Raw genomic sequence first — 26,918 nt, 5'->3', positions numbered from 1 at the left:
GGGGGTGGGGGTCACGGCGTTGTGGGTGTGCCCTCTTGTTCGGCCTCGACTCGGGCGTTCCAGGCTGGCTTCGAGGCCTGCCAGCCGTCTTCGTCGTGGCCGAGGCGCCAGTAGCCGGAGATGGACAAGTCCTCGCGGGGGACGGCGAGTTCGACGCGGAGGAGGCGGCGGAGTTCCTTGACGAAGCTCGCCTCGCCGTGGACGAAGGCGTGGAGGCGGCCCTTGGGGAAGCGCAGGGCGCGTACGGCCTCGACCAGGGCCGCGCCGACGGGACGGTCGCCGCGGTGCAGCCAGACGACCTCCACATCGGAGTTGATCTTCTGCTCCTCCTCGGGCCCGGCGACCTCGACGATCGCGTGGACGCGGGCGCCGTCCGGGAGGGCCTCCAGGGACGCGCCGATCGCCGGCAGGGCGCTCTCGTCGCCGACGAGGAGATGCCAGTCGGCCTCCGGGTTGGGCGCGTACGCGCCACCGGGGCCGAGGAAGCGGATCAGCTCGCCCGGCTGGACCCGGGTGGCCCAGGGGCCGGCGATGCCCTCGTCGCCGTGGAGCACGAAGTCGAGGGTCAGCTCGCGCAGTTCGGCGTCCCAGGCACGCACCGTGTACGTCCGGGTCACGGGCCACTGCTCCCGGGGGAACTCCGCGCGGATCCGCTCGATGTCGAAGGGCTCCGGATAGGTGACACCCTCGGGGCCGAACAGGAGCTTCACATAATGATCGGTGCTGCCCCGCGGAGAGAACTCGGCGAGGCCGTCGCCACCGAGAACGACGCGCTGCATGTGCGGGGTCAGCCGCTCGGTGCGGACGACTCGCGCGGAGTGGGGCTTCGGGGTCCTGCGTACCGGACGCTCTGCCATGACGGCCTCCCAAATACCTAGCTAAGGCTTACCTAAGTTAGCATCTCCCCCTTGTTAACACCCCACGCTTGTGGCGTGTGCCAGGACTTCACGGTGTGAATCACGCCTCAGAGTCCTCACCACCGAAGTGTCACCCCACCCTCCGGCGTACGCCCCCGCGCGGGGGCGTCCCCTTAACGACACGCGGCGTCGTGATTCACGCCCGCAGTGTCGTGAGCAGCCGTTGCAGCGAGCCGCCGAGTCCCCAGCGGGCCCCGAGCGCCTCCAGCGCCGCCGGGTCCCGCGGTTCGCGCGGCAGAGCCGTGTCGACGTCAGGCAAGGGTACGTCGGCCGCCACCAGGACCACCTTGGGGGCGACGGCGACATAGGGCCGTGCCTCGTCGAGTCTCTTGCGCTGCGAGGGGGTGAGCTTCGCCGCCGGGTCGTCGACCGCGGCCATGATCCCGGCCAGGTCACCGAACTGGTCGAGCAGTTTCGCCGCCGTCTTCTCGCCGATGCCCGGCACCCCCGGCAGCCCGTCGCTCGGGTCACCGCGCAGCAGCGCCAGATCCGCGTACCCGCGCCCGACCACCCCGTACTTCTCGCGCAGCCACGCCTCGTCGGTCAGCTGCAGCGTGCCGACGCCCTTCAGCGGGTACAGCACCCGCACCCCGCGCCCGTCGTCGACCAGCTGGTACAGGTCGCGGTCGCCGGTGACGATGTCGACCGGGTCCTTCGCCAGCGCCGTGAAGGTGCCGATCACGTCGTCCGCCTCGTACCCGGCGACGCCCACGCGCGCGATGCCGAGCGCGTCCAGCACCGCCTCGATCACCGGCACCTGCGGCGACAGGGTGTCCGGCACCTGCTCCTCGTCCGGCCCGGCCTCGCGCACCTCGGCCACGCGGTGCGCCTTGTAGGAGGGGATCAGGTCGACCCGCCACTGCGGCCGCCAGTCCGCGTCCATGCACGCGACCAGGTCCGTCGGCCGGTGGTCCTTGACCAGCCGGTCGATGAATTCGAGCAGGCCGCGCACGGCGTTCACCGGGGTGCCGTCCGGGGCCTTCACGGATTCCGGGACCCCGAAGTAGGCGCGGAAGTACAGCGAGGCGGTGTCGAGAAGCATCAGGCGTCGGGTCACGCCCCGCATCATGCCGTACGCCACCGACACCGGGCTCCCGACGAGCCCCTCGCGCCGGGGGCGTGCGACAGTCCGTGCCATGGGCTCGCGCCCGTCCCGCGCGTCTGTTCGGCAACCGTCCGTGGCACCCGTGCACGCCTCCAGCCGCACTCCCCGCGCGCCCCAGTGCACGCCCACGCCCAGCCGCACTCCCTGCGCGCCCCGTGCACGCCCAGCCGCCCTTCCCGCATTCCCCGCACTCCCCGTGCGCGCCCAGGAGCCCTCCCCGCATTCCCCGCGCGCCCCGTGCACGCCTCCACCCGTCCTCCCCCGTACACCCGCCCCGTGAACCCCCCCCTGGCCTGCGGTGAACGCCCTGTGAAGCAGACCACTGTCCCGTTTGCGACCGGAAAGCAGGGGCAGGCGCGGCCCCGGAGCAGCGCTGGCCAGGGGGTCCCCGGGACCGTCGGCCGGCCGGGCGGGCCGATCCCGCCGCGCTCCACGGCAGACCTGCGGGGCGGGGAGGCGAGCCGTTCCGTTGCGATCCAAGAGGTGTCTGTGTCAGGCAGGGAGTCGGCCAGGGAGCCGGCGAAGGAATCGTCCAGACTCGAAGCCGAGGGCCTGTTCAAGGTCTTCGGCCGACGACCCGACGACGCGGTGGACCGGCTGAAGGCCGGCGCCGACCGGGAGGAACTGCGCGCCGAGGGCACCACCGCCGCCGTGATCGACGCCTCCTTCACGGTGGAGCCGGGCCAGATCTTCGTCGTCATGGGCCTGTCCGGGTCCGGCAAGTCCACACTGCTGCGCATGCTCAACGGGCTCCTGGAGCCCACCGCGGGCCACGTCCGCTTCGGCGGCCGGGATCTGACCGCGATCAACGACCGCGAACTGCGGGAGGTGCGCGCCCACGGCATCAGCATGGTCTTCCAGCACTTCGCGCTCTTCCCGCACCGCAGCGTCCTGGAGAACGCCGCGTACGGCCTGGAGGTCCAGGGCGTCCCGCGCGCCGAACGCGTCAGGCGCGCCACCGAGGCGCTCGCCCTGTGCGGTCTGGCGGGCTGGGAGAAGTCCTGGCCGGACGAGCTGTCCGGCGGTATGCAGCAGCGTGTGGGCCTGGCCCGCGCCCTCGCCACCGACGCCGATCTGCTGCTGATGGACGAGTCGTTCAGCGCGCTCGACCCGCTGATCCGCCGTGACATGCAGGACCAGCTGCTGGAGCTCCAGCAGACCCTGAAGAAGACCATCGTCTTCATCACGCACGACCTCAACGAGGCCATGCGCCTGGGCGACCGCATCGCCGTCATGCGCGACGGCCGGATCGTCCAGACCGGCACCGCCGAGGACATCCTGATCCGCCCCGCCGACGACTACGTGGCCTCCTTCACCCAGGACGTCGACCGCTCCCGGGTGCTCACCGCCGGGGCCGTCATGGACACCGGCGTACGCGGCGACGAGGCGGACTGCGGCTGCGCGACGGCCACGCCGGACACCCCGTTCGGGGAGCTGTGCGCGCTCAGTGCCCGCCTCTCCCACCCGGTCGCGGTGCTCGACAAGAAGGGCACGCTCGTCGGCGTCGTCCCCCAACGGCGGCTGATCGGCTTCCTCGGCGACCAGCAGAACGAAAGCGAGCAGTACGCGCCCGTGCCCTGCGACACCCCGCACGAGCCGCGCGGGCCGCATGAGTCGCGTGACAACGCTGTCCAGGCGGTGAAGACCAGTGCCTAGGATCCACATCGGCGACTGGGTCGCCCACGGCGTCGACTGGCTGCGCGACAACCTCGGCCCGGTCTTCGACCTGATCAAGGTCGTCGTCGAGACGATGTACGACGCGGCGAACGCGGTGCTCACCGCGCCCGACCCCCTGCTCCTCGCCGGCATCCTCGCCGTGCTCGCCTTCTGGCTGCGCGGTCTGCTGCCCGGTGTGCTGGCCTTCGCGGGCCTCGCGCTGATCGACTCGATCGAGCAGTGGGAACCGGCGATGAACTCCCTCGCCCTGGTCCTCGTCTCCTGCGTGATCATCTTCGCCATCGCGATGCCGATCGGCATCTGGGCGGCCCGCAGCCGCGCGGTCAGCGGCACGATCCGCCCCGTGCTCGACTTCATGCAGACCATGCCCGCGATGGTCTATCTGATCCCGGGCATCTTCTTCTTCGGCGTCGGCCCGGTACCCGGCATGGTCGCCACCATCGTCTTCGCGATGCCCCCTGCCGTACGCCTCACCGAACTCGGCATCCGGCAGGTCGACGCCGAACTCGTCGAGGCCGCCGAGGCGTTCGGCACCCACCCGCGCCGCACCCTGTGGCGGGTCCAGCTGCCGCTGGCGCTGCCCACGATCATGGCGGGCGTCAACCAGGTGATCATGCTGGCCCTGTCGATGGTCGTCATCGCGGGCATGGTCGGCGGTGGCGGCCTCGGCTCCACCGTGTACGACGGCATCAGCTCCGTCGACGTCGGCCTCGGTTTCGAGGGCGGCATCGCGGTGGTCATCCTCGCGATCTACCTCGACCGGATGACCGGCGCCCTCAACCAGCGCGTGTCACCGCTCGGCCGCCGCGCCCTCGCCAAGGCGAACACGGCCCTCGGCGGCCTCAGCTTCCTGCGCTGGAAACCGGCCACCCCGGTCGCGATGGTCGGCGTCCTCGTCCTCGCCCTCGTCGCCGGAGGCCTGAACGTCTTCGGCAGGTCCGACGACACCGCCGAGGTCACCGAGAACGTCGGCCAGGGCCGCCCGATCAGCATGGGCTACATCGACTGGCCCGAGGGCGTGGCCTCCACGTACCTCTGGAAGGAGATCCTCCAGCAGCGCGGCTTCACCCCCGAGACCAGGTCCCTGGAGGTCGGCGCCCTCTACAACGGCCAGGCGCAGGGCAGCGTCGACATCCAGACCAACTCCTGGCTGCCGGCCACCCACGCCTCGTACTGGGCGAAGTACCAGGACCGGCTGGAGGACTACGGCAGCTGGTACGACAAGACCTCCCTGGAGATCGCCGTCCCCTCCTACGTCAAGGGCGTGAAGTCCCTCGACGACCTCAAGGGCAAGGGCGACCTGTTCAAGGGGAAGATCTACGGCATCGAGCCCGGCGCGGGCGAGACCAAGCTGTACGAGGACAAGGTCCAGAACACTTACGGCCTCAAGGGCGAGTACCAGCTGGTCAAGTCCAACACCTCGGCGATGCTGGCCCAGTTGGACCGGGCGTACCAGAAGAAGGAGCCCATCGCCGTCACGCTCTGGTCGCCGCACTGGGCGTACGACAAGTACGAGCTGACCAAGCTGAAGGACCCCGAGGGTGCCTTCGGCGCGGGCGACGGGATCCACACGCTCGGGCGGAAGGGCTTCGCGAAGGACGAGCCCCAGGTCGCCCGGTGGCTGAAGGACTTCAAGCTCACCGACACCCAGCTCACCTCCCTCGAAGGCGTCATCCAGGACGCCGGAAAGGGGCACCAGGAGGACGGCGTCAAGGCCTGGCTGAAGAAGAACCCCGGGATCGTCGACAAGCTGGCCCCGGTCGCCAAGTCCCGCTACACGCAGGGCCGTCAGGCCGGTGCCGCGCCCGTCATCGGTTACCCGGCGTGGGACGAGGGCATCGCCGTCACCCACCTCTGGGAGAACGTCCTGGAGAAGCGCGGCTACCGGCCGAAGAAGACCAAGCTCGACGTCGGCCCGCTCTTCACCGGCCTCTCCACCGGCCAGGTCGACTTCGAGTTCGACGCCTGGCTGCCGGTCGCGCAGAAGTCGTACTGGGACAAGTACAAGAACGACCTCGTCGACCTCGGCGCCTGGTACGACAGGACATCGCTGGAGATCGCCGTACCGTCGTACGTCAAGGGCGTGCGCACGATGGACGATCTGCGCACGCACAAGGACGAGTTCCAGGGCCGGATCGTCGGCATCGAGCCCGGCACCGGTCAGATGGTCCGGCTGGAGAAGACGGTCATGCCGGCCTACGGCCTGTCCGACTTCAAGCTCACCAAGGCCGGGACGAGTTCGATGCTCGCGGAACTGGAGCGGGCCTACGCGAAGAAGGAGCCGATCGCCGTCGTGCTCTGGTCGCCGCACTGGGCGTACGACAAGTACGACCTCACCCGGCTCGCCGACCCCGAGAAGACCTGGGGCGCGAACAACGAGATCCGTACGCTCGCCCACAAGGACTTCCCCGCGAAGTACTCCGAGCTGAACGGCTGGCTGAAGAACTGGCACATGGACCCGGACGAGCTGATGAGCCTGGAACAGGCGATCCAGAAGGCCGGGCGTGGCAAGGAGGACGAGGGCGTCGAGAAGTGGATCGACGCGCATCCGGGGATCGTCGACGAGATGGCCCCCGTGAAGTAGCCGGTACCGGTACGTCCACGCCACGCCACGCCACGCCCCGCCACGCCGCGCCCGCGCTCCGAACGGACGAGGCGGGTCGCGTACTGACGTACGAGAAAGATCCGGACAACCCTGACGCGGTTCGCACCCACCCGGTTCCATGGCCTTTTGACCGGTGGGTCGGACCGCGTTCGGGTTCTCAACTCCGTTGGGCGATCCCGGACTTCGGGACGCGGAGGGCGGGTCGCCGCGCCCGGCCGGACCGTGTCGTGGCTGCGCGGGGCGGCTTCGGCGGGCGGCGGTCGCGTAACGGCGGCCCGGTGACGGGGTGTGCCGGAGGGGCCACCCCGCGCGATCGCCGGGGGCGGCGGATCCCCTCGCCGTGCCGTGCCCGGAGGCCGCGAAAGTGCTGGCGGGACGGTGGCTTAACTGGCGCGAAGTGTGAGCATGGACGCCCCACCGGTTTACAGGGATGTGACGGGCGCATGAAACGGTTTGCCGAACATGCGTAGGGTGCAGAGAACTCTTCAGGAGAAACGTGCCCGACCCGTGAGCCGCCCGACGAGTGAACCGCAAGCGAGACCGACGAGCGAGACCACCAGCGAGACCGACGAGCGAAGGAGGGAGCCGGAGCGATGGGCGACCACAAAGAACAGCCCCTTCGGGTGGGCGCGGCCGTACGGCGGCGGCGCCGGGCGCAGCAGCTCACCCTCGCCGCCGTGGCCGAGCGCAGCGGCCTGTCGGTCCCCTTCCTGAGCCAGGTCGAGAACGAACGGGCCCGCCCCAGCAGGCCCTCCCTGGAACGCATCGCGGACGCCCTCGGCACCACCGCCGTGGAACTCCTCGCAGCGGCCGACCCGGCGTGCAGCGTCGATGTGGTGCGCGCCGCCGACGAGGACGGTTTCACGCCCCCCGACTCCTGCTCGCGCTCCCTCGTGCGCGGTCACCACCAGCTGCACGCCATGGAGTTCACCGGTGACCACGACGAAGGTCGCGAGGTCCAGCACCGCAACGACGAGCTGATGTACGTCGTCGACGGCGCCGTCGAGGTCGAGGCCGAGGGCCGCGCCCACCGCCTCGGTCGCGGTGACACGCTGTACATGTCCGGTGGCGTACGGCACCGCTGGCGGGCCACCGAGCCGGAGACCCGGGTGATCGTGGTGGCCGTCGCGGACCACATCGAGGCCCTGGAGGACCGGCACCGGCAGGGCGCGTGAGCCCCGCCGCGCGCCCCCTGACCTCCGTGCCTTACGGGTCTTCCGTGCCCTCCGGGTTCTCCGGTCCCCGTGTCGTCTCCCTCGTCCCGTCGCTGACGGAGGCGGTCGCCGTGACGCTGCCCGGCACCCTGGTGGGGGTCACCGACTGGTGCAGCCACCCGAGTGATCTTGACGCCGTCCGGATCGGCGGGACCAAGAACCCCAAGACCGATGTCATCGCCCGCCTCGCCCCCGACCTGGTGATCGCCAACGAGGAGGAGAACCGCGAGCCCGACCTCACCGCACTGCGGGAGGCCGGCATCGAGGTCCTGGTCACCGAGGTGCGGGACGTGCCGGGCGCCCTCACCGAACTCGACCGTGTGCTGCGCGCCTGCGGGGCCCGGTCCCGTCCGCGCTGGCTGGACGAGGCGGAGTCGGCGTGGTCCCGGCCGCCGGGGACGGGGGAGGCCGGGCCACCGATGCCGGGCCGCCGGACGACCGCCGACGGCCGGACGACCGCCGACCGCCGTACGACCGCCGTGGTACCCATCTGGCGGCGCCCGTGGATGGTCCTGGGCCGGGACACCTTCGCCGGTGACGTGCTCGCCCGGCTCGGCGTCGACCATCTCTACGCCGGGCACGCGGAGCGCTATCCCCGGGTCCCCGTCGAGGAGTTGCGGGCCGCCGCCCCCGATGTGGTGGTCCTGCCCGACGAGCCGTACCGCTTCACCGCCGACGACGGGCCCGAGGCGTTCCCCGGGCTGCCGTGCGCCTTGGTGAGCGGCCGTCATCTCACGTGGTACGGGCCGTCGTTGGCCGAGGCGCCGCGAGTGCTGGGCGCGGCGCTGCGAGCAGCTCACCGCTGAGCAGACCGCGCGCGGTGCCCACGGCGGCCGTCACCCAGGCCGCGAGCAGCAGCGTGTACAGCGCGACGGCGAGCACGTCGAGGGCGAGAAGCCCCGTGTGCCGGGCCAGCGCCTCCGCGCCGGTCGCACAGGTGCCGACCGGGAAGGTGAACGCCCACCACCCCATCGAGAACCCCATGCCCAGGCGCCGGGCCCGTACGACCATCGCCGAGGCGAGCGCGAGCCAGAGCAGGGCGAAGCCCAGGACCGGGATGCCGTAGAGGACGGCGATGCTGGTGAGGCCGTGCGCGTACGAGGTCGATGCGGCCGGTACGCCTGAAGCGGCTGAACCGGCTGAAGCGACTGAAGCGGCCGAAACGGCTGTCGTGGCTGATACGGCGCCGGGGGCCGCGTCGGCCAGGTTGCCGGCGGCGGTGGTCGACTGTCCGAGCGGGCCCAGGACCAGGAACAGGCTCGGGGTGAGGGCGAGCGGCAGCGGGCCCGCCGTGACCAGTCGGCCGAACACCAGCGGCAGCACGAGCAGCGTGGCCAGCAGGCTCAGCCCGAACAGCGCGAGACAGCCGAGCAGCAGCGTCTGCCGGGCCTGCCCCGGCGGCAGATGCGGGACGAGCAGCGGGCCGAGCGCGGCGGAGACCATGGGCGCGACGAGGGGGAGCAGCAGCACGGGAGTGACCTGGGCGGGCTCGATCCGGTGCCGGACGATCAGCAGATACGGCACGACGACGGCGGCGGTCACCCCCACGACCGTCCCGGCGCCGAAGAGCACCACGTCCAGCACGACGGCCGCGCGCATCCCGATCCAGTCCCGGCCCACGGCCAGGGCACCGCCGCCGACGGCCAGCAGGGCCATGGAGAGACAGCCGTAGAAGGGGGCCACGGCCGGGTCGAGGAGGTGGGCGCGGGCTTGGTCGCGGTGGTGGGCCCAGTGCAGGGCGCGGGCGCCGAGGAGGACCACCAGGGCGAGCAGCGCGAGCGCCCAGACCGCCGCGCACGCCGTCCGCAGGCCCGGGACGTGCAGGGGGAGTCCGGCTCCGGCCGAGGCCACGATCGCGGTGCCCATGACCGGGGCGTACCAGTTCGGGCCGAGGTGGCGGAGGGCGGGGAGGCGGGGGCGGGTGTGGGGATGAGTGGCGGGCCCGGAGTGCGTCGGGTGAGCGGGGTGGGCGGTACGGACCGGCTGGGGTGGGCGGACTGCGGTGGCCATGCTTCGAGCGTCGCGGCGTCGTGCGGGGCCCACCAGGGAGTTCGCTTGTATGGGGGCATAAGCTGGGGTTATGAGTGAGACGAGCGAGGGGCGGGGCGGGCTGGCCCACCGGGTGCCGGATCTCGGGGCGCTCGAACTGCTGCTGGCCGTGGCCCGGCTGGGCTCGCTCGGGCGGGCGGCCCGGGAGCTGGGGATCACCCAGCCGGCCGCGAGCAGCCGGATCCGGTCCATGGAACGGCAGTTGGGGGTCGCGCTGGTCGACCGGTCGCCGCGCGGGTCCCGGCTCACCGACGCGGGGGCGCTCGTCACGGACTGGGCCCGGCGGATCGTGGAGGCGGCCGAGGCGTTCGACGTGGGCGCGCAGGCGCTGCGGGACCGGCGCGACTCCCGGCTCCGGGTCGCCGCGAGCATGACCATCGCCGAGTATCTGCTGCCCGGCTGGCTCATCGCGCTGCGCGCCGCGCGTCCGGACACGGCGGTGTCGCTCCTCGCGGGCAACTCGACGGTCGTGGCGGAGCGGCTGCTCGCGGACGAGGCCGACCTCGGGTTCGTCGAGGGGCCCACCGTCCCGGCCGGGCTGGACGCGGCCGTGATAGCCCACGACCACCTGATCGTCGTCACCTCGCCGAGCCACCCGTGGGCCCGCCGCCGCAAGCCCCTGGACGCGGCGGAGCTGGCCTCCACACCGCTGATCCTCCGGGAGAAGGGGTCCGGCACGCGCCAGGTCCTGGAGGCCGCCCTGGGCGGCCTGGCCCGGCCCCTCATCGAGCTGTCCTCCACGACGGCGGTGAAGTCGTCCGCGCTGAGCGGCGCGGGACCCGCGGTGCTCAGCGAACTGGCCCTCGGCGAGGAACTCTCCGCCCGTCGCCTGGTCCGCATCCCGGTGGACGGCGTACGCCTGCGCCGCGCCCTCCGCGCGGTCTGGCCGACGGGCCACCGCCCGGCCGGCCCGGCCCGGGATCTGCTGGGCCTGACCCGGGGAGCGTCGGCGTCGGTGTCCGGAGGCTGACGCGCGCGGGCGGCCCCGCCGTCGAAAAGCGGTGGCGTGGGCCTGCGCGGCACCCGCAGGATGCGGGCATGACCCTCATCGCCCCGCCCGCGACCGGTGTCCGTGCGCCCTGGGAGGCCCTGCCTGAGGCGGTCCGTGACGCCGTCGCCGAGGTGCTCGGTGGGCCGGTGGTCGAGGCGGTGACACAACCGGGCGGGTTCTCGCCCGGAGTGGCCGCGCGGGTCGTCACCGCCGGGGGCCGCCGCGCCTTCGTGAAGGCGGTGAGCGTGCTGGCCAACCCCGACAGTCCCAAGCTGCACCGGCGCGAGGCGCGCCATGCCGCCGCGCTCCCGGCGGAGGTGCCCGCGCCCCGGCTGCTCGGTACGTACGACGACGGTACGTGGGTGGCCCTGGTGTTCGAGAACGTGAGGGGGCGTCAGCCCCATGTCCCTTGGCGGGAGGGCGAGTTGCAGATCGTGCTGGACGCGGTGGGGGAGTTGAGTCGTACGCTCACGCCCGCGCCCGTCGCCGCGCCGCCCCTGGTGGAGGGCCTGGCCGGGAGCTTCCGGGGGTGGCAGCGGATGATCGACGCGGGGGACACGGGGGAGGGGCTCGACCCGTGGACCGTCCGGCATCTGTCCCGGCTCGCCGAACTCTCCTCCCGCTGGGGGGAGTTCGCGGTAGGGGACACCCTCGCGCACTGCGATCTGCGGGCCGACAACATGCTGCTCACGGCGGACGGGCGGGTCGTCTTCGTCGACTGGCCGCATGCCCAGAGCGGGGCCGCGCCGTGGTTCGACCTGGTGTTGATGCTGCCGTGTGTCAGGGCTCAGGGTGGGCCGTGCCCCGAGCGGGTGTTCACGGCGCATCCCCTGGGGCGGACGGCCGAGCCGGACGGGGTCACCGCCGTGTTGGCCGCCTTCGCGGGGTTCCTGATCGAACACTCCCGGCGACCGCCCGTACCTGGCATCCCGACGCTTCGGGCTTTCCAGCGGGCCCAGGGGGAAGCGGCGCTGGAGTGGTTGAGAGCGCGGCTCGACTGAGGGTGGTTTTTCGCCCCCGCCGCCCCTACCCGTCCCATCCACCAGGGGCTGCGCCCCTTCGACCCCCCTTTCGCGCTCCGCGCGGGGTGGGTGGGTATGCGCGGGCCGGTGGGGCTTCTCGCGCAGTTCCCCGCGCCCCTGAAAAGCAGGGGCTGCGCCCCGTGCTTTTCATCTTTCAGGGGCGCGGGGAACTGCGCGAGCAACCCCACGCACTCGCACCCGCCCGATCACCGTCGCCCCGCCCCCTTAGGCGCCCCGGCCCGCCGCCACCGTGAGCGCCCGCATCACCCGCACGTCCTCGCCCATCTCCGGATGCCACTGGACACCCAGCACCCACGCGGGATCGGGGAGTTCGATCGCCTCGACCGTCCCGTCGGACGCGTACGCGGACGGCAGGAGCCCGGCGCCGAGCCGGTCGACGGCCTGGTGGTGGTAGGTCGGGACGTCGACCTCCTCCGCGTTGATGTCGGCGTACCGCGTACCCGGCACCGGCTTCACCGGATGCCGGCCGAAGACACCGACCTCGACCACGTGATCGTCGAGGTGCTGGACGAGCGTGCCGCCGAGGGCGACGTTCAGCAGCTGCATACCCCGGCAGATGCCGAGGAGGGGCGTGCCGGAGTCCAGCGCCGCCCGGATCAGCGCCAGCTCCCACGCGTCGCGCTCGGGCGCGGGCGGGCCACAGCGCGGGGAGCGCTCGGCGCCGTACAGGGCGGGGTCCACATCGGGGCCGCCCGCGATGACCAGGCCGTCGAGGCGGGCGACCGCCCCGGCGGCGTGCGACGGGTCGTCCGGCGGCAGCATCGCGGCGACGCCGCCCGCCGCCTGCACGAGCCGGGGGTAGCCGACCGGCAGCAGCGCCGCCTCCAGCTCCCAGACGCCCCAGCGCGCGCCGGACTCCAGATACGTACTCACACCGATCAACGGCCTGGTCACACGTGCTCCCCACTCATGGAACCCACGGAACGGAACGAGTCAGTCCCGTGCCAACTCTGCCTCGGCGGCGGCCAGCGCCGCGAATTCCTCCTCCGGCGCCTTCGCCACCAGGTGCTTACGGCTGTAGAACCCGAAGTACGCCGCCGCGACCGCGTACACCCCGAGCGCGATGAACGCGGCCGTCACATCCACCAGGAAGGTGGCCACCAGCGCCGAGCACGCAAGGACGAGGGCGACCGAGGAGGTCAGCACCCCGCCCGGCGTACGGTACGGCCGCTCCAGCCCCGGCTCCCGGCGGCGCAGCACGATGTGCGACAGGGCCATCAGCGCATAGCTGATGGTGGCGCCGAAGACGGCGATGTTCAGCATCCGGCCGCCGTCCCCGGTGGCCGCGGCCAGCGCGAAACCGATCGCGCCCGGCACCAGCAGACCCAGATACGGGGCCTTGCGGCTGCTGGTGAGCGAGAGGACCCGGGGGAGGTAGCCGGCCCGGGAGAGGGCGAAGAGCTGGCGGGAACCGGCGTAGATCAGGGAGAAGAAGGAGGCCACGAGGCCGGCCAGACCGGCGTAGTTCACGAAACGGCTGAGCGCGGTCGCCTTGCCGTCCGGCTGGAGCGCCTCGACCAGCGGGTTGCCGGCGTCCTGGATGGCGGCGGAGCCGCGCGCCCCGGCGGCGGCCAGGAAGGTGATCACGGCCAGCAGCACCAGGACGCCCATCGACCAGCGGATCGCCTTCGGCAGCGCACGCGCCGGGTCCTTGGTCTCCTCGGCGGCCAGCGGTACACCCTCCACGCCCAGGAAGAACCACATACCGAACGGGAACGCCGCCCAGATACCGAGCAGTCCCATCGGCAGCCATGAACTCGCGCCGAAGGCCGACGAGTCGACCGGGATGTCGTCGAGCGCGGAGACGCTGAAGTCCGGCAGCGCGCCCAGCGCGAACACGATCAGGGCGAACACCGCGATACCGGTGACGACGAAGCTGGCGATCAGGGCCTCGCCGACCCCCCAGAGATGGATGCCGATGAAGATCGCGAAGCAGACGTAGTAGACCGGCCAGCCGGACTCCAGGCCGAACAGGCCGAGCGACTCCACATAGTCACCGATGAAGATCACGATGGCGGCCGGGGCCAGCACGTACTCGATCAGGATCGCCGTGCCCGTCAGGAAGCCGCCCCAGGGGCCGAGCGCCCGGCGGGCGAAGCCGTAGCCGCCGCCGGCCGTGGGCAGGATCGCGGACAGTTCGGCGAGGGCGAAGACCATACAGGCGTACATCGTGCCCATGAGCACGGTGGCGATCGCCAGGCCTCCGAAGCCGCCCTCCGCGAGGCCGAGGTTCCAGCCGGAGAAGTCGCCGGAGACGACATAGGCGACGCCGAGGCCGGTCAGCAGTACCCAGCCGGCGCTGCCCCGGCGGAGCGTCCGGCGCTCCAGATAGTCGTCCGCCGCGTCGGCGGTGTCCGTGGCTTTCAGGGACATGGCGCACTCTCCCCACTCAAAGGAATGGATCCATACCTTTGTGGGAGGGGTGGCCGAAAAGCAATACCCGTGCGTTACACGCCCGTAAATCCACTCCCGGGAGCCTCATCCCAGGAAGCCGCGCAGCAGGGCCGCCGTGCCCGCGCAGTGCTCCCGCATGATCTCCCGCGCCGCCTCCGCGTCCTCGTCGAGCACGGCCTCCACCAGGGCCGTGTGCTGCTGCTGGGAGTGCTCCAGGTTCCGTACCAGCAGCGGGATGCAGTCGAGCAGGTCGTTGACCCCCGCGCGGACGGCCGCGTACTGGCCCGCCAGCGACGGGGAGCCCGACAGCTCGGCGATCGTGAGGTGCAGCAGGGTGTCCAGACGGCGGTACTCCGTCAGCGGCGCGTTGTGCGTACGGGCCAGCGCCGTCCGCAGCCGGTCGGCCCCCTCGCTGCTCAGCCCGTGGGCCGCGCACAGCCCGGCCGCGCCCACCTCCAGCACCTCGCGGAACCGCAGGGTGTCCTCGACGTCGATGCCCTTCAGGCGGCGGCGCAGCTCGTCCTCGCCCGGGGTGTCCACGCGCGGCAGCACGAACGTTCCGCCGTACCGCCCGCGCCGCGCCTCGATCAGCCCCTGGTCCTGGAGCACCTTCAGCACCTCGCGCAGCGTCACCCGGCTGATCCCGAGCCGCTCGGCCAGGTCGCGCTCCGCAGGCAGCCGCTCGCCGCCCGGTACCAGCCCGAGCCGGACCACCTGGAGGATCTGCTCCAGGGCCTCCTCGAAGCCGTTGCCCGCCCGCACGGGCCGCAGCACGGACGCCAGTCGGTCGTCGGCCCACGGAGTCTCCGGTTCCGCTCCTGTCCGCGACATGTGGCGGTTCCCCCTTCCCAACTAATGGTTACGGGTAATACCTTATGGCTCCCGGATGGCCGAAGAAGCCCCTAGGAGGCTTTCCCGTGGCAGACCGCACACCCCCGCTCACCGTCGAGGAACTCCACACCCTCGTCGCGGGCGGTGAGATCGACACTGTCGTCCTGGCCTTCCCCGACATGCAAGGGCGCCTCCAGGGCAAGCGGTTCGCCGCGCGCTTCTTCCTCGACGAGGTGCTCGCCCACGGCACCGAGGGCTGCAACTACCTGCTCGCCGTCGACACCGAGATGAACACCGTCGACGGCTACGCGATGTCCTCCTGGGACCGGGGCTACGGCGACTTCGCCATGCACCCGGACCTGAGCACCCTGCGCCGGGTGCCGTGGAACGAGGGCACGGCCATGCTCATCGCCGACCTGGCCTGGAGCGACGGCTCCCCGGTCGTCGCCGCGCCCCGCCAGATCCTGCGCCGCCAGCTGGAGCGCCTCGCCGAACTCGGCTACACGGCCAACGTCGGCACCGAGCTGGAGTTCATCGTCTTCAAGGACTCCTACGAGCAGGCCTGGGACGCCGGTTACAAGGGCCTGACCCCGGCCAACCAGTACAACATCGACTACTCGGTCCTCGGCACCGGCCGTATCGAGCCCCTGCTCCGCCGGATCCGCAACGAGATGGCCGCCGCCGGGCTGACCGTCGAGTCCGCCAAGGGCGAGTGCAACCCCGGCCAGCACGAGATCGCCTTCAAGTACGACGAGGCGTTGGTCACCTGCGACCAGCACGCGATCTACAAGACCGGCGCCAAGGAGATCGCCTCGCAGGAGGGCGTCTCGCTCACCTTCATGGCGAAGTACAACGAGCGCGAGGGCAACTCCTGCCACATCCACCTCTCCCTCGCGGACTCCGACGGCGTCAACGTCATGGCCGCCGGGCAGGAGATGTCCGAGGTCATGCGGCACTTCCTCGCCGGACAGCTGGCCGCCCTCCGCGACTTCTCGCTGCTCTACGCCCCCAACATCAACTCCTACAAGCGGTTCCAGCCGGGCTCCTTCGCCCCGACCGCCGTCGCCTGGGGCTACGACAACCGCACCTGCGCGCTCAGGGTCGTCGGCCACGGCCGCTCGATGCGCTTCGAGAACCGGCTCCCCGGCGGTGACGTCAACCCGCACCTCGCCGTCGCGGGCCTGATCGCGGCCGGCCTGTACGGCATCGAACAGAAGCTGGAGCTGCCGGAGGTGTGCGCGGGCAACGCCTACGCCGCCGACTACGCCCATGTGCCGACCACCCTCCGCGAGGCCGCCGAGCTGTGGGAGAACAGCCCCATCGCCAAGGCCGCCTTCGGCGACGAGGTCGTCGCGCACTACCTGAACATGGCCCGCGTCGAACTGGCGGCCTTCGACGCCGCCGTGACCGACTGGGAGCTGCGCCGCTCCTTCGAACGTCTGTGAGGCATCCCGTGTCCCAGCACCACATCCTGGACGTCCTCAATCCGGCGACGGAGGAGGTCATCGCCGCCGTCGCGGGCGCCGCCGAGCACGACGTGGACACGGCCGTGGGCCGGGCGGAGAAGGCACAGCGCGCCTGGGCCGCCGGCGCCCCCGCCGACCGGGCCCGGCTGCTGCGCCGCTTCGCCTCCGTCGTCGACGACCACGTCGAGGAACTCGCCCTTCTGGAGGTCCGCGAGGCCGGACACACCCTCGGCAACGCCCGCTGGGAGGCCGGCAACGTCCGGGACCTGCTCGACTACGCCGCCGGCGGCGTCGAACGGCTCTCCGGCCGGCAGATCCCGGTGCCGGGCGGCCTGAACGTCACGATCCTCGAACCCCTCGGGGTCGTCGGGGTGATCGCGCCCTGGAACTTCCCCATGCCCATCGCCGCCTGGGGCACCGCACCCGCGCTCGCCGCCGGCAACGCCGTCCTCCTCAAGCCCGCCGAGACCACCCCGCTCACCGCGCTGCGCCTCGCCGAACTCGCCCTGGAGGCAGGGCTCCCCGAACACCTCTTCCAGGTCCTGCCCGGACGCGGCGACATCACCGGCGAGGCCCTCGTCCGGCACCCCGGCGTCGCCAAGATCGTCTTCACCGGCTCCACCCGGACCGGCAAGCGCGTCATGGAACTCTGCGCCGACCAGGTCAAGCAGGTCACCCTCGAACTCGGCGGCAAGAGCCCCAACATCGTCTTCGCCGACGCCGACCTCAAGACCGCCGTCGACCCCTTCTCGTTCCTCGACAACGCCGGCCAGGACTGCTGCGCCCGCACCCGGATCCTGGTCCAGGAGTCCGTGTACGACGAGGTCCACGCCCTCCTCGCCGAGAGCCTGGCCGCCGTGGTGGTGGGCGACCCCGCCGACGAGAAGACCCAGATGGGCCCGCTGATCTCCCGTCAGCAGCTGGACCGCGTACGGGAGTTCGTGCCCGACGAGGCGACCGCGCTGCGCGGCGGCGCCCCCGAGGGGCCCGGCTTCTGGTTCCCGCCGACCGTGCTCACCGGGGAGCGGCCCGACTCCGCCGCCGCCCGCGAGGAGATCTTCGGGCCCGTGGCCGTCCTGCTGCCCTTCACCGACGAGGCGGACGCCGTACGGCTCGCCAACGACACCCCGTACGGCCTCTCCGGCTCCATCTGGACCCGGGACGTCGGCCGCGCCCTGCGGGTCTCCCAGGGCGTCCGCGCGGGCAACCTGTCCGTCAACTCGCACTCCAGCGTGCGCTACTGGACCCCCTTCGGCGGCTTCAAGCAGTCCGGCATCGGCCGCGAGCTGGGCCCGGACGCCCTGACCGCCTTCACCGAAACCAAGAACGTCTTCATCAGCACGGAGGGCCCCGCACAGTGACCGAACAGAGTGTTTGCCGCCGTCTCGTCGGCCGTACCGCCGTCATCACCGGCGCCGGCAGCGGCATCGGCCTCGCCACCGCGCGCCGGCTCGCCGCCGAGGGCGCGCACGTCGTCTGCGGCGACCTGGACGAGGCACGCGGCAAGGCCGCCGCCGACGAGGTCGGCGGGCTCTTCGTGAAGGTCGACGTCACCGACGCCGAGCAGGTCGACGCGCTCTTCAAGACCGCGTTCGACACCTACGGCAGCGTCGACATCGCCTTCAACAACGCGGGCATCTCGCCGCCCGACGACGACTCCATCCTGGAGACCGGCCTGGAGGCCTGGAAGCGGGTCCAGGAGGTCAACCTCACCTCCGTGTACCTGTGCTGCAAGGCCGCGATCCCCTACATGCGGCAGCAGGGCAAGGGCTCGATCATCAACACCGCGTCCTTCGTGGCCCGCATGGGCGCGGCGACCTCCCAGATCTCGTACACGGCCTCCAAAGGCGGTGTGCTGGCGATGTCCCGGGAGCTGGGCGTGCAGTTCGCGCGGGAGGGCATCCGCGTCAACGCGCTCTGCCCCGGCCCGGTCAACACCCCCCTGCTCCAGGAGCTGTTCGCCAAGGACCCGGAGCGGGCCGCGCGCCGACTCGTACACATCCCGGTCGGACGGTTCGCCGAGGCCACCGAGATCGCGGCGGCCGTCGCGTTCCTCGCCAGCGACGACTCCTCGTTCGTCAACGCCACCGACTTCCTGGTCGACGGCGGTATCTCGGGCGCGTACGTCACCCCGCTCTAGGCGGTCCGTCCCGGCGACCGGAACATCGACCTCGTCGGTGTGATTAAAGTGCCGGGATGAGCAGTTCGCCGCCGCCCGGCTGGTACAGCGACCCGTCCTACCCGCTCACCGAACGCTGGTGGGACGGGACCGCGTGGACCGACCACCGGCGCCAGCCCGAGCAGCCCGTGCCGCCGGTGCTCCCCTCGCGGCCGTCCTCTCGCCGGGGCCTCGGCCGCACCCAGGTCGTCGCGCTGGCCGCCGTCGGGGCCGTCCTGGTCGCCGGGGCGGTCACCGGCGGCGTCCTGCTGCTCGGCGAAGACGGCGACGGGGACGGCGGCCGGGAGACGACCGCGGTGACGACCTCCCCGACCGCCGGGGGCGACGACAGCCCGTCCCCGACGAAACCCGCCACCGCGTCCCCCTCCGGCGACCCGACCCGCGTCACGGACGACCTCAACGGCATCACGTTCCCGGTCCCCGACGGCTGGGAGAGCGGCGACGGCTCCGGCGAGGAGGACGCCGTGCTCGTCACCGACGGCACCTTCGACTGCCCCGGCGAAGGCGCGGTCTGCCGGGGCGGCGTCGTGGTCTCCCGGACCGTCACCGGCAGCGACGAGACCTCGCCGAAGACCCTCGCCGAGAACGACATCGAGGACGCCGCGAACGACGCCTTCGACAAGAACGTCCTGGACCGGCAGCCGTACGACGGCATCACCGGCCACGAGGTCGCCGGCTCCGGCTCGGTCGCCGTCGCGGGCCGCGCCGGCTACTACGTGCGCTGGCGCGTCACCACCGGCGCCGGATCCGGCGGCTGGGTCCAGTCCCTCGTCTTCCCCTCCACCAGCGGCTCCGAGGCCCCCGTCCTGGTCCGCTTCGCCCTCGACGCGGGCGACGAGGGCCCGCCGCTCGACGACATCGACGAGATCGTCGAGGGCATCCGCCCGGCGGGCGACGCGAACGCGGACACGGGCGGCGACAAGGGCGGGAGCACGGAGGGCAGCACGGGCGGCGTGGGCAGCAGCCTCGGCCCCCAGTAAGCCCGTGAGCCCGCTCCGGGCTACAGGAACGTGTGGCCCTCGCCGCGATACGTCGGCACGGTCGACGTCACCTCGTCGCCCTCGACCAGGTGCAGCACGTCGAACCGCTCGCACAGCTCGCCCGCCTTGGCGTGCCGGAACCACACCTTGTCGCCGAGCAGCAGATCGTCCGCGGGCGCGCCCAGCAGCGGGGTCTGCACCTCGCCCGGACCCTCCTGCGGGTCGTACTTCAGCCCCTCCGGCAGATACGGCACCGGCAGCCGGTCCGGGCCCGGCGCGCCGGAGGCCGGGTAACCGCCGCCGAGCACGGTGACGACCCCGACACCGGGGCGCCGTACGACGGGCATCGCGAACAGCGCGGCCGGACGCCCGCTGAACGAGGTGTAGTTGTCGAAGAGCCTCGGCACGTACAGGCCCGATCCGGCGCCGATCTCGGTGACCGCGTCCTCCGCCGCCGTGTGCTGCACACTGCCCGTACCGCCGCCGTTGACGAACTCCAGGTCCGGCGCCACCCGCCGTACGGCACGCACGACCTCGGCCCGCCGCGCCGCCAGCTCCTTCTTCGCGGTGGCCTGCATCATCCGGATCGCCCGCGAACGGACCGGCCGCCCCGCCACCGAGTCGCCGACACCGGCGATATGACCCTCGTACGCCATGATCCCGACCAGCTTGAACCCGGGGCGCTCGGCGACCGCGCGGGCCATGTCGGCGACCTGCGCGGGGGAGTGCAGCGGGGAGCGCCGCGCGCCGACGCGCACCCGTCCGCCGAGCAGCTTCAGCGAGGTGTCCAACTCCAGGCAGACCCGGACGACTTCGGTGCCGCCCCGCCGGGAGTTGTCGATCAGCTGGAGCTGGGCGGGGTCGTCGACCATCACGGTCACCGCGGCGGCGAGCTTGGGGTCGCCCGCCAGCTCGGCGAACGCCGCGTGGTCGGCCGACGGGTAGGCGAGCAGGATGTCGTCGAACCCGGAACGGGCCAGCCACAGGGACTCGTCGAGGGTGAACGACATGATGCCCTGGAAGCCGTCCCGGGCCAGGACCCGCTCCAGCAGCGCCCGGCAGCGAACGGACTTGCTCGCGACGCGGATCGGCTTGCCGCCGGCCCTGCGCCGGAGGTCGTCGGCGTTCGCGTCGAAGGCGTCGAGGTCGACGATCGCGAGGGGAGCGTCGAGGTGAGCTGTGGCCCGGTCGTACCGGGCCCGGTCGGCGGCGCGCGCAGTCATGCTCGAAGCCTGCCAGACATGATTACCGCAGGGTAGGGGGACGTTCCGGGCTAAAGCCACGGTCCCGCCGACTGGTTCCCGTTCGACCGGGGCCAACCCGTAGAGTGACGCGGACGCAGGGACGACCTCGACGGGGATGCCGATCCGCTGCCAGGGGTATGGCTTGCCCGTGGTGTCGGCGGATCGTCGGTGGGGTGACTCCCGGTTTGCGTGACGATCGCTCCCCACGGGCGGTCGGACGCCCGGACGACCTCCGGGTCGGCACGGGACGAGGAAACGGGGGGTGCATGAGCACGGAAGCGCGCCGCGCCTCCATCCCTCCACGCCCACCGGTCCCGCCCCGCCCGTCCATACCGCCGACCCACGACGGCACCACGGCAGACACCCCCTCGGACCGCACGGCGTCGGGGTCGGGGTCGGGCACCGTGACACCCGTCCCGTCCGGCCCGTCGACGCCCGGCACACCTCCTCGCTCTCCTTCTCCGTTCGGCTCCGGGGCGGCCGAGGAGTCCACGGCTCTGCCGCCCCGGGCAGGGAAGGGGCCGACCGCGCCGCGCCGTCCGCAGCGGCCCCCGACGGCGGGAGTGCCGGCGCGGCCCAGCACCCCGCCCCGCCCGTCCTCGGCGCCGGGTACGCCCCAGGACGCACGGCACCCGGGTACGGCGGACCTGCCGAACACCCCCGAGAGCAGCCGGAGTTCGGGCAGCGGCGGCCCCGAGCGCGCTTCCGGCGCGGACGGCGGCACCGCCCCGCGCCGCGCCGAACACCCGCGCTTCTCCGACTTCCGGCGCACCGCGAGCCCGAGCGGCGGCCCCGCGGCCACTCCGCCGCCTCCGCCCGCGTCGGCCCGCTTCCCGGACACCCCGCCGGCGACCTGGACCCGCCTGCTGAAAACCCCGCCGACAGCCCCCACCCGCTTCCCGGACAGCCGCCCGCCCTCTCGCCGCCCCCACGACACCTCCCCGCCGCCGCCCCCCGACGCCCCACCCCGCTCCCCGGACACCCCACCAACCGCCCGCCGCCCGGCTGACACCGAGCCTGCGCCGCCGTCCCGCTTCCCGGACGCCCCGCCGAGCGCTCGCCGCCCGGATGGCGCTGGCGCTGCGCCTGCGGCGCCGTCCCGCTTCCCGGATGGCTCGTGGGCCGCTCGCCGCTCGGATGACACTCCGCCTGCGGGAACGTCTCGTTTTCCGGATGCCCCGCCGAGCGTTCGTCGCCCGGATGGCGCTGGCGCTGCGCCTGCGGCGTCGTCCCGTTTCTCGGATGGCTCGTCGGCCGTTCGTCGCTCGGGCGACGTACCACCACCCCCGGCCTCGGCACGCTTTCCCGATGCCCCGCCCTCGGTGCGGGATGCCGGGCGGCGTGTGCCGTCCTCGGGGGGCCGGTCCGCCGAGTCGGGCCCGTCTCTCGGTGAGCGGTCCGCCGGACCGTCCGCCGGCGGGGGAGCCGTACGGCCCTCGGAGCCTGCCGCCGACGACCGTCGGGCCCGTCCCTCCGGCACGTCCGCCGACGGCCACTCGCCCCGCCCGGCCGCGCCGCTCCGTGACAGCGCCCCGCCCCCGGCCGCGCCTGCTCGTCGACCCCTGTCCGAGGAGACCGGCCCCGAAGGGACGCCTCGGCCGCGGCCCCTCACGCCGGAGCGGCCCGGCGGCTGGCAGCCGCCGACATGGGCGTCGCGGCGGTCCGCCGAGGCGCTCGACGGTGTGCTCGGGGCCTCGCCCGGCCGCCCCTTCGTGACATTCGCGCAGCCGGACACCTCGCCCTGGACACCGCCCGAGCCGTACGCCGGTCGACGCAGGCCGCGGCCCACCAAGGCGCGCGCGGCGGCCGTCGCCGCGTGCGTGGTGCTCGGTGTCGGCCTCATCGGCGGTGCCGCGGCCGGGAGTTGGCTCACCGGCGACTCCGGCGCGGACACCTCCCGCGACACCTTCGCGGCGGCCGGCCAGCTGTGGCACGGCGTCCCCGTCGACGACCTGTTCCCGCCCACCGTCCGCGGCGAGGGCGCCGGCCCCGGCGGCACCGACCGCACCTGGACCCGGATCGCCGTCGCGCCCGACAGCGGCTGCGCCGACGCCTTCGACCCGCTGCTGCGCAAGGCCCTCGCCCCCGTCGGCTGCCTGCGGCTGCTGCGCGCCACCTACACCGACGCCACCCAGAGCAACGTCACCACCGTCGGCCTCATGTTCACCAAGACCGACGCCGCCGCCATGACCGCGCTCAGGAACCGCTTCGCCAAGGACGGCCTCGACCGCCGTACCGACCTGATGCCCCGCCCGTACGCCGCCGAGGACACCGTCGCCGCCGGCTTCGGCGACGACCAGCGGGCCTCCTGGACGATCTCCGTCCTCACCGATGTCCCCGTCGTCGTCTACGCCGTCTCCGGCTTCGCCGACGGCCGTACCGTCACCGAACCGCAGCCCGCCGAGGAGGCGATGAAGGCCGGCGCCACCACCGCCCCCGCCCAGTCCGGCCTCGGCCACGAGGCGAAGGGCCTCGCCGACCGCATCGAACGCGGCCTGCGCAAAACCGCCGCGTCCGCCACGGAGCAGCCGTCATGAAAGCCGACAAACCCGACCGGGCCGGGACCGCCGAACGTCGCGCCCCGCGCTGCCGCCGCCCCTTGGGCCGCGCCCTCCTCAGCGTCCCCCTCGCCGCCTCCCTCGCCCTCCTGCCGTCCACCGCCGCGCACGCCGACAGCATCCGGGACCAGCAGTGGGCGCTGGACGCGATGCGCACGCAGGAGGCGTGGCGTACGACGAAGGGCGCCGGGATCACCGTCGCCGTACTGGACACGGGCGTCGACGACGAGCACCCGGACCTGGCCGGGAACATCCTGCCGACGAAGGACATGGTCGGCTTCGGCGCCTCGCGCGGCGACCGCGCCTGGGCCCGGCACGGCACCGCCATGGCCGGGATCATCGCCGGCCACGGACACGGCGTGAACGACTCCGAAGGCGTCCTCGGCATCGCCCCCGAGGCGAAGATCCTCCCCGTCCGCGTCATCCTCGAAGACGGCGACCCGTCCCGCTCCAAGGCCCGCGACACCCGGGGCAACGCCCTCGCCGAGGGCATCCGCTGGGCCGCCGACCAGGACGTCGACGTCATCAACCTCTCCCTCGGCGACGACTCCGAGTCCGCCCACCCGGAACCCTCCGAGGACGCCGCCGTCCAGTACGCCCTGGCGAAGGGCTCGATCGTCGTCGCCTCGGCCGGCAACGGCGGCGAGAAGGGCGACCACATCTCGTACCCGGCGGCCTACCCGGGCGTCATCGCGGTGACCGCCGTCGACGAGGACGGCGACCGCGCCGTCTTCTCCACCCGCCGCTGGTACGCCACCGTCAGTGCCCCCGGCATGGACGTCGTCATCGCCGACCCGGACCGCAAGTACTACGAGGGCTGGGGCACCAGCGCCGCCGCGGCCTTCGTGTCCGGCGCCGCCGCCCTCATCAAGGCGGCCCACCCGGGCCTCACCCCCGCCCAGGTCAAACGCCTCCTGGAGGAGACCGCCCGCGAGGCCCCGGCCGGCGGTCGCGACGACTCCCGCGGTTTCGGCTTCGTCGACCCGGCCGCCGCGATCGAGGAGGGCGGCAGGCTCACGTCCGACGACCTCAAGACGGCCTCGTACGGCGGCAAGTACTTCGGCTCCGGCCCGGACCCGGTCGAGGAGGAGGACCCCACCGCCGGCTGGGCCGCCCCCGCCGCGGGCGGCCTCGGCGTGCTCCTCCTGGTCACCGCCGTGGCCATCTGGCGCGGCCGGAGCCGCGGCCGCCCCGACGAGTACGTCATCTGACGCGTCCCGGACCTCGTCCCGGACCTCGTCCCGGACTTCGTCCAGGACCTCGGTTCGGACTTCGTCCAGGACCTCGGCTAGGACCTCGGCTAGGACTTCGCGGCGGCGCCGGCGGCCGCCGTCACATCCCCCGTGCCCGCCGTACCCGCGGTGCCGCCCGCCGTATCCGCGGTGCCGCCCGCCGTGTCCGTGAACACCGAGACCGCCGCCCTCGCCGCCGCCTCGACCAGCGTGATCCCCTTCGCCTTCGTCGTGTTGCCGTCGGACACCACCGCGACCAGGAACTCCCGCCCGTCCACCGTGACCCGGCCGACGCTGTTGATGTCCCACAGCCCGGTCGCGGTACGCGGCAGCCACCCGTTCTTCAGCGCGAACCCGGACCCCGCGGCCCCACCCGTCGCCGCCGCCGAGACACCCCAGTCCTGCCCCTCCGCGATCGACCCCATCAGCTCCTGCACGTACGCCCGTGAGGCCGCGCTCAGCTCGGAGGTGTCGTCGTCCCCGAACACCTGCTGGAGCAGGGCGAGTTGATCGGCGGCCGTGGTCTGGGTGAGCCCCCAGTAGAGCCCGTCGCCGCCCTCGGTGTCCGTCAGCCCGAACCGCTCGTTCGCCGCGTCGAGACCGTCCGCCTGCCCGATGGCCTTCCACAGGGCCGTCGCGGAGACGTTGTCGCTGTCCCGGATCATCGCGGAGGCGTACGTCCTCTCCTGCGCGGTGAGCCGCCGGTCCGCGTCCTGGGCCTGGAGCAGCAGCGTCGCCAGGATGTCCGTCTTCACGATGCTCGCGGTGTCGAAGCGGGCGTCCCCGGACACCGCCGAGCCCCCGGACGCCAAGTCGAGCACGGCCACGGACACCGCCGCCCCGTCCTCGACCGTCACCTCCGCCAGTGCCTCCGCCAGCAACTCGTCGTGGTCCACCTCGGGCACCGCCACAGGTTCCACCGAAGCCTCCTCCGTGACCACCGACGAGGGCGCCGATGACGCCGACGACGATACGGCGGAACCCCCGCCGTCCTGCGCCTGGGCCCGCATGAACACCGTCCCGGCGGCCGTGCCGCCCACCAGGACGACGGCGGCTAGCGCGAGGCGGACGAGCGGACGGCGCCCCGGCGTACGGGCGCGGCGACGGGCTCTGCGGGCTCTGGGGGAGGGCATACGGCGATGGTTCTGCGCCGCGCTGTGCGTGTGGTTAGGCGAGTGTTAGATGCTTGTCAGGGAAAGCTGAGAAAACCGTGAGTGATGTGACCGCCACGTTTCCGGCCTGCCGAACCCCCGGAACACTTCCCCCGATAGGGTCGACGACCGTGGCGAACAAGAACATCCCCGACCCCGGCTTCTCCGACGACGACGGCTCCGCCGACCCCCGGCTGAGCGCCGCGCTCACCGCCTGGGCCGCCGACCGGACCGCCGTGGGCCCCGTCCTCGAAGCCCTCAAGGGCGCCCGGCTGCTCGTGCCCGTCGTGGCCGTGCTCGGCGAGGTCGAGGTGGACGAGAACGGACTGCGCCGCGAGAAGACCAGCGACATGGCCGTCCCCACCCTGAAAGCTGGCGGACGCACCGCCCTGCCCGCCTTCACCTCCACCGACTCGCTGGCGCTCTGGGACCCGGCGGCCCGCCCCGTCGCCGTACCCCTGCACCAGGCACTCCAGGCCGCCGCGCACGAGAAGGCGGACACGATCGTCCTCGACCTCGCCGGCCCCGTCCCCTACGAGCTGACCGGCCGCGCCCTGCTCGCGGTCGCCGAGGGACGCACCACCACCGACCCGCTCGCCGACCCGGCCGTCCTCGACGCCGTACGCGCCGCCGTCGCCGCCGAGCCGACCGTGCTCCGCGCCCATCTCGGCCCCGGACAGGCCGACGGCACCCTCGCCCTGGTCCTGGACCCGGCCGCGACCCCGGCCGAGGCCGCGCGGTCCGTCGCCGGCCGCCTCGCCGCCGACGAGACACTGCGGGCCCGCCTGGTGCGCGGCCTCGACCTGGCACTGCTGCCGGCCGGGACGACGCCACTGGGCGAGCCCTTGTACGTACGCCAGTGAATCCAGTGCAACCAGTGCAACCAGTGGAACCAGTGGAAGAAGGATCTACGGCCTAGCCGTAGATCGGGCCCGTGTACTTCTCGCCCGGGCCCTGGCCCGGCTCGTCCGGGACGACCGACGCCTCGCGGAACGCCAGCTGCAGCGACTTCAGACCGTCGCGCAGCGGGGCCGCGTGGAAGGAGCTGATCTCGGTCGCGGACGCGTCCAGCAGACCGGCGAGGGCGGTGACCAGCTTGCGGGCCTCGTCCAGGTCCTTGTACTTGTCGCCCTCCTCGGTCAGACCGAGCTTCACCGCGGCGGCGCTCATCAGATTGACGGCGACCGTCACGATCACCTCGACCGCGGGGACCTCGGCGATGTCGCGGGTCATCGAGTCGAAGTCGGGGCTCTCAGGAGGGGTGTCACTCATGCCCCACACG

At 72.8% G+C, this 26,918-nt stretch carries 22 protein-coding genes; 13 read left to right on the top strand and 9 right to left on the bottom strand.

The window, feature by feature from the left end:
• Window positions 1-11: 11 nt before the first annotated feature.
• Together ACZ7MG_RS34990 and ACZ7MG_RS34985 are read right to left on the bottom strand one after the other, a co-directional pair.
• Window positions 12-857 carry a siderophore-interacting protein gene (locus ACZ7MG_RS34990; protein WP_471389467.1) on the bottom strand — a complete coding sequence of 282 codons (846 nt, stop codon included), beginning with the start codon at window positions 855-857 and terminating at the stop codon, window positions 12-14.
• 196 nt (window positions 858-1,053) lie between these two features.
• A complete protein-coding gene (locus tag ACZ7MG_RS34985) occupies window positions 1,054-1,998 on the bottom strand; it encodes a 5'-3' exonuclease (RefSeq protein WP_471389984.1) in 945 nt (314 codons plus the stop codon).
• A gap of 507 nt (window positions 1,999-2,505) precedes the next feature.
• On the opposite strand from ACZ7MG_RS34985, the gene ACZ7MG_RS34980 reads away from it, so the two are divergent.
• From ACZ7MG_RS34980 to ACZ7MG_RS34965, 4 genes are all read left to right on the top strand, one after another.
• Window positions 2,506-3,678, top strand: a complete 1,173-nt coding sequence (locus tag ACZ7MG_RS34980; protein WP_471389469.1) for a quaternary amine ABC transporter ATP-binding protein — start codon at window positions 2,506-2,508, stop codon at window positions 3,676-3,678.
• Window positions 3,671-6,283 (top strand): ABC transporter permease/substrate binding protein, encoded by a 2,613-nt coding sequence (locus ACZ7MG_RS34975; RefSeq protein ID WP_471389472.1) that lies wholly within the window; start codon window positions 3,671-3,673, stop codon window positions 6,281-6,283. Before ACZ7MG_RS34980 ends, ACZ7MG_RS34975 begins: the two co-directional genes overlap by 8 nt.
• Before the next feature lie 614 nt (window positions 6,284-6,897).
• Window positions 6,898-7,479 (top strand): helix-turn-helix domain-containing protein, encoded by a 582-nt coding sequence (locus ACZ7MG_RS34970; RefSeq protein ID WP_471389475.1) that lies wholly within the window; start codon window positions 6,898-6,900, stop codon window positions 7,477-7,479.
• A gap of 26 nt (window positions 7,480-7,505) precedes the next feature.
• Entirely contained in the window at window positions 7,506-8,324 is an 819-nt protein-coding gene (locus ACZ7MG_RS34965) for a helical backbone metal receptor (protein ID WP_471946450.1), read from the top strand.
• On the opposite strand, the gene ACZ7MG_RS34960 is transcribed toward ACZ7MG_RS34965, so the two are convergent.
• Complete coding sequence (locus ACZ7MG_RS34960; protein ID WP_471389481.1) at window positions 8,251-9,528, bottom strand: TDT family transporter; 1,278 nt, start codon at window positions 9,526-9,528, stop codon at window positions 8,251-8,253. The two genes, ACZ7MG_RS34965 and ACZ7MG_RS34960, sit on opposite strands and share 74 nt — an antisense overlap.
• A gap of 70 nt (window positions 9,529-9,598) precedes the next feature.
• Here ACZ7MG_RS34960 and ACZ7MG_RS34955 point away from each other — a divergent pair, with 70 nt between their 5' ends.
• Entirely contained in the window at window positions 9,599-10,537 is a 939-nt protein-coding gene (locus ACZ7MG_RS34955; RefSeq protein WP_471389484.1) for a LysR family transcriptional regulator, read from the top strand.
• Between the two features lie 68 nt (window positions 10,538-10,605).
• Window positions 10,606-11,559 (top strand): phosphotransferase family protein, encoded by a 954-nt coding sequence (locus ACZ7MG_RS34950; protein WP_471389487.1) that lies wholly within the window; start codon window positions 10,606-10,608, stop codon window positions 11,557-11,559.
• 246 nt (window positions 11,560-11,805) lie between these two features.
• On the opposite strand, the gene ACZ7MG_RS34945 is transcribed toward ACZ7MG_RS34950, so the two are convergent.
• The 3 genes from ACZ7MG_RS34945 to ACZ7MG_RS34935 form a co-directional block, all read right to left on the bottom strand.
• On the bottom strand, window positions 11,806-12,495 hold the full coding sequence (locus ACZ7MG_RS34945) for a gamma-glutamyl-gamma-aminobutyrate hydrolase family protein (RefSeq protein WP_471389490.1): 690 nt from the start codon (window positions 12,493-12,495) through the stop codon (window positions 11,806-11,808).
• A gap of 39 nt (window positions 12,496-12,534) precedes the next feature.
• The gene (gene eat, locus ACZ7MG_RS34940; RefSeq protein ID WP_471389492.1) at window positions 12,535-13,974 is read right to left on the bottom strand and encodes an ethanolamine permease; all 1,440 of its coding nucleotides are present in this window, start codon (window positions 13,972-13,974) and stop codon (window positions 12,535-12,537) included.
• 105 nt (window positions 13,975-14,079) lie between these two features.
• The gene (locus ACZ7MG_RS34935; protein WP_471389495.1) at window positions 14,080-14,826 is read right to left on the bottom strand and encodes a FadR/GntR family transcriptional regulator; all 747 of its coding nucleotides are present in this window, start codon (window positions 14,824-14,826) and stop codon (window positions 14,080-14,082) included.
• An 86-nt stretch (window positions 14,827-14,912) separates the two neighbouring features.
• On the opposite strand from ACZ7MG_RS34935, the gene ACZ7MG_RS34930 reads away from it, so the two are divergent.
• From ACZ7MG_RS34930 to ACZ7MG_RS34915, 4 genes are read left to right on the top strand one after another with little or no spacing between them, the layout of a single operon-like run.
• A complete protein-coding gene (locus ACZ7MG_RS34930) occupies window positions 14,913-16,271 on the top strand; it encodes a glutamine synthetase family protein (RefSeq protein ID WP_471389498.1) in 1,359 nt (452 codons plus the stop codon).
• A gap of 8 nt (window positions 16,272-16,279) precedes the next feature.
• Window positions 16,280-17,653: an aldehyde dehydrogenase family protein gene (locus ACZ7MG_RS34925; RefSeq protein WP_471389500.1), complete on the top strand. Its 1,374-nt coding sequence runs from the start codon at window positions 16,280-16,282 to the stop codon at window positions 17,651-17,653.
• Entirely contained in the window at window positions 17,650-18,432 is a 783-nt protein-coding gene (locus ACZ7MG_RS34920) for a 3-oxoacyl-ACP reductase (RefSeq protein ID WP_471389502.1), read from the top strand. Before ACZ7MG_RS34925 ends, ACZ7MG_RS34920 begins: the two co-directional genes overlap by 4 nt.
• Window positions 18,433-18,488: 56 nt before the next feature.
• Entirely contained in the window at window positions 18,489-19,451 is a 963-nt protein-coding gene (locus tag ACZ7MG_RS34915; protein ID WP_471389505.1) for a DUF2510 domain-containing protein, read from the top strand.
• Between the two features lie 20 nt (window positions 19,452-19,471).
• Here ACZ7MG_RS34915 and ACZ7MG_RS34910 read toward each other — a convergent pair whose 3' ends face one another.
• A complete protein-coding gene (locus tag ACZ7MG_RS34910) occupies window positions 19,472-20,674 on the bottom strand; it encodes an amino acid deaminase/aldolase (RefSeq protein WP_471389509.1) in 1,203 nt (400 codons plus the stop codon).
• 1,364 nt (window positions 20,675-22,038) lie between these two features.
• On the opposite strand from ACZ7MG_RS34910, the gene ACZ7MG_RS34905 reads away from it, so the two are divergent.
• Both ACZ7MG_RS34905 and mycP read left to right on the top strand, forming a co-directional pair.
• Window positions 22,039-23,232: a hypothetical protein gene (locus ACZ7MG_RS34905; protein ID WP_471389512.1), complete on the top strand. Its 1,194-nt coding sequence runs from the start codon at window positions 22,039-22,041 to the stop codon at window positions 23,230-23,232.
• Window positions 23,229-24,464, top strand: coding sequence for a type VII secretion-associated serine protease mycosin (gene mycP, locus ACZ7MG_RS34900; RefSeq protein WP_471389515.1), 1,236 nt, complete (start codon window positions 23,229-23,231; stop codon window positions 24,462-24,464). Before ACZ7MG_RS34905 ends, mycP begins: the two co-directional genes overlap by 4 nt.
• 89 nt (window positions 24,465-24,553) lie before the next feature.
• Here mycP and ACZ7MG_RS34895 read toward each other — a convergent pair whose 3' ends face one another.
• Window positions 24,554-25,618, bottom strand: coding sequence for a serine hydrolase (locus ACZ7MG_RS34895; RefSeq protein ID WP_471389518.1), 1,065 nt, complete (start codon window positions 25,616-25,618; stop codon window positions 24,554-24,556).
• 149 nt (window positions 25,619-25,767) lie between these two features.
• On the opposite strand from ACZ7MG_RS34895, the gene ACZ7MG_RS34890 reads away from it, so the two are divergent.
• On the top strand, window positions 25,768-26,499 hold the full coding sequence (locus tag ACZ7MG_RS34890) for an SseB family protein (protein WP_471389522.1): 732 nt from the start codon (window positions 25,768-25,770) through the stop codon (window positions 26,497-26,499).
• 52 nt (window positions 26,500-26,551) lie between these two features.
• On the opposite strand, the gene ACZ7MG_RS34885 is transcribed toward ACZ7MG_RS34890, so the two are convergent.
• Window positions 26,552-26,908, bottom strand: coding sequence for a DUF1844 domain-containing protein (locus ACZ7MG_RS34885; protein WP_471389524.1), 357 nt, complete (start codon window positions 26,906-26,908; stop codon window positions 26,552-26,554).
• Window positions 26,909-26,918: the final 10 nt, after the last annotated feature.

Source organism: Streptomyces sp. NPDC107538 (genome assembly GCF_055657445.1).
Note: the sequence above shows the minus strand (reverse complement) of the source record. Positions and strands in the feature narration are given on the sequence as shown.

Bases quoted from the DNA above. Each gene is read 5' to 3' on its own strand.
- ACZ7MG_RS34990 (WP_471389467.1), bottom strand. From the start codon at position 857: ATGGCAGAGCGTCCGGTACGCAGGACCCCGAAGCCCCACTCCGCGCGA.
- ACZ7MG_RS34970 (WP_471389475.1), top strand. From the start codon at position 6,898: ATGGGCGACCACAAAGAACAGCCCCTTCGGGTGGGCGCGGCCGTACGG.
- ACZ7MG_RS34960 (WP_471389481.1), bottom strand. From the start codon at position 9,528: ATGGCCACCGCAGTCCGCCCACCCCAGCCGGTCCGTACCGCCCACCCC.
- ACZ7MG_RS34955 (WP_471389484.1), top strand. From the start codon at position 9,599: ATGAGTGAGACGAGCGAGGGGCGGGGCGGGCTGGCCCACCGGGTGCCG.
- ACZ7MG_RS34950 (WP_471389487.1), top strand. From the start codon at position 10,606: ATGACCCTCATCGCCCCGCCCGCGACCGGTGTCCGTGCGCCCTGGGAG.
- eat (WP_471389492.1), bottom strand. From the start codon at position 13,974: ATGTCCCTGAAAGCCACGGACACCGCCGACGCGGCGGACGACTATCTG.
- ACZ7MG_RS34935 (WP_471389495.1), bottom strand. From the start codon at position 14,826: ATGTCGCGGACAGGAGCGGAACCGGAGACTCCGTGGGCCGACGACCGA.
- ACZ7MG_RS34915 (WP_471389505.1), top strand. From the start codon at position 18,489: ATGAGCAGTTCGCCGCCGCCCGGCTGGTACAGCGACCCGTCCTACCCG.
- ACZ7MG_RS34910 (WP_471389509.1), bottom strand. From the start codon at position 20,674: ATGACTGCGCGCGCCGCCGACCGGGCCCGGTACGACCGGGCCACAGCT.
- mycP (WP_471389515.1), top strand. From the start codon at position 23,229: ATGAAAGCCGACAAACCCGACCGGGCCGGGACCGCCGAACGTCGCGCC.
- ACZ7MG_RS34895 (WP_471389518.1), bottom strand. From the start codon at position 25,618: ATGCCCTCCCCCAGAGCCCGCAGAGCCCGTCGCCGCGCCCGTACGCCG.
- ACZ7MG_RS34885 (WP_471389524.1), bottom strand. From the start codon at position 26,908: ATGAGTGACACCCCTCCTGAGAGCCCCGACTTCGACTCGATGACCCGC.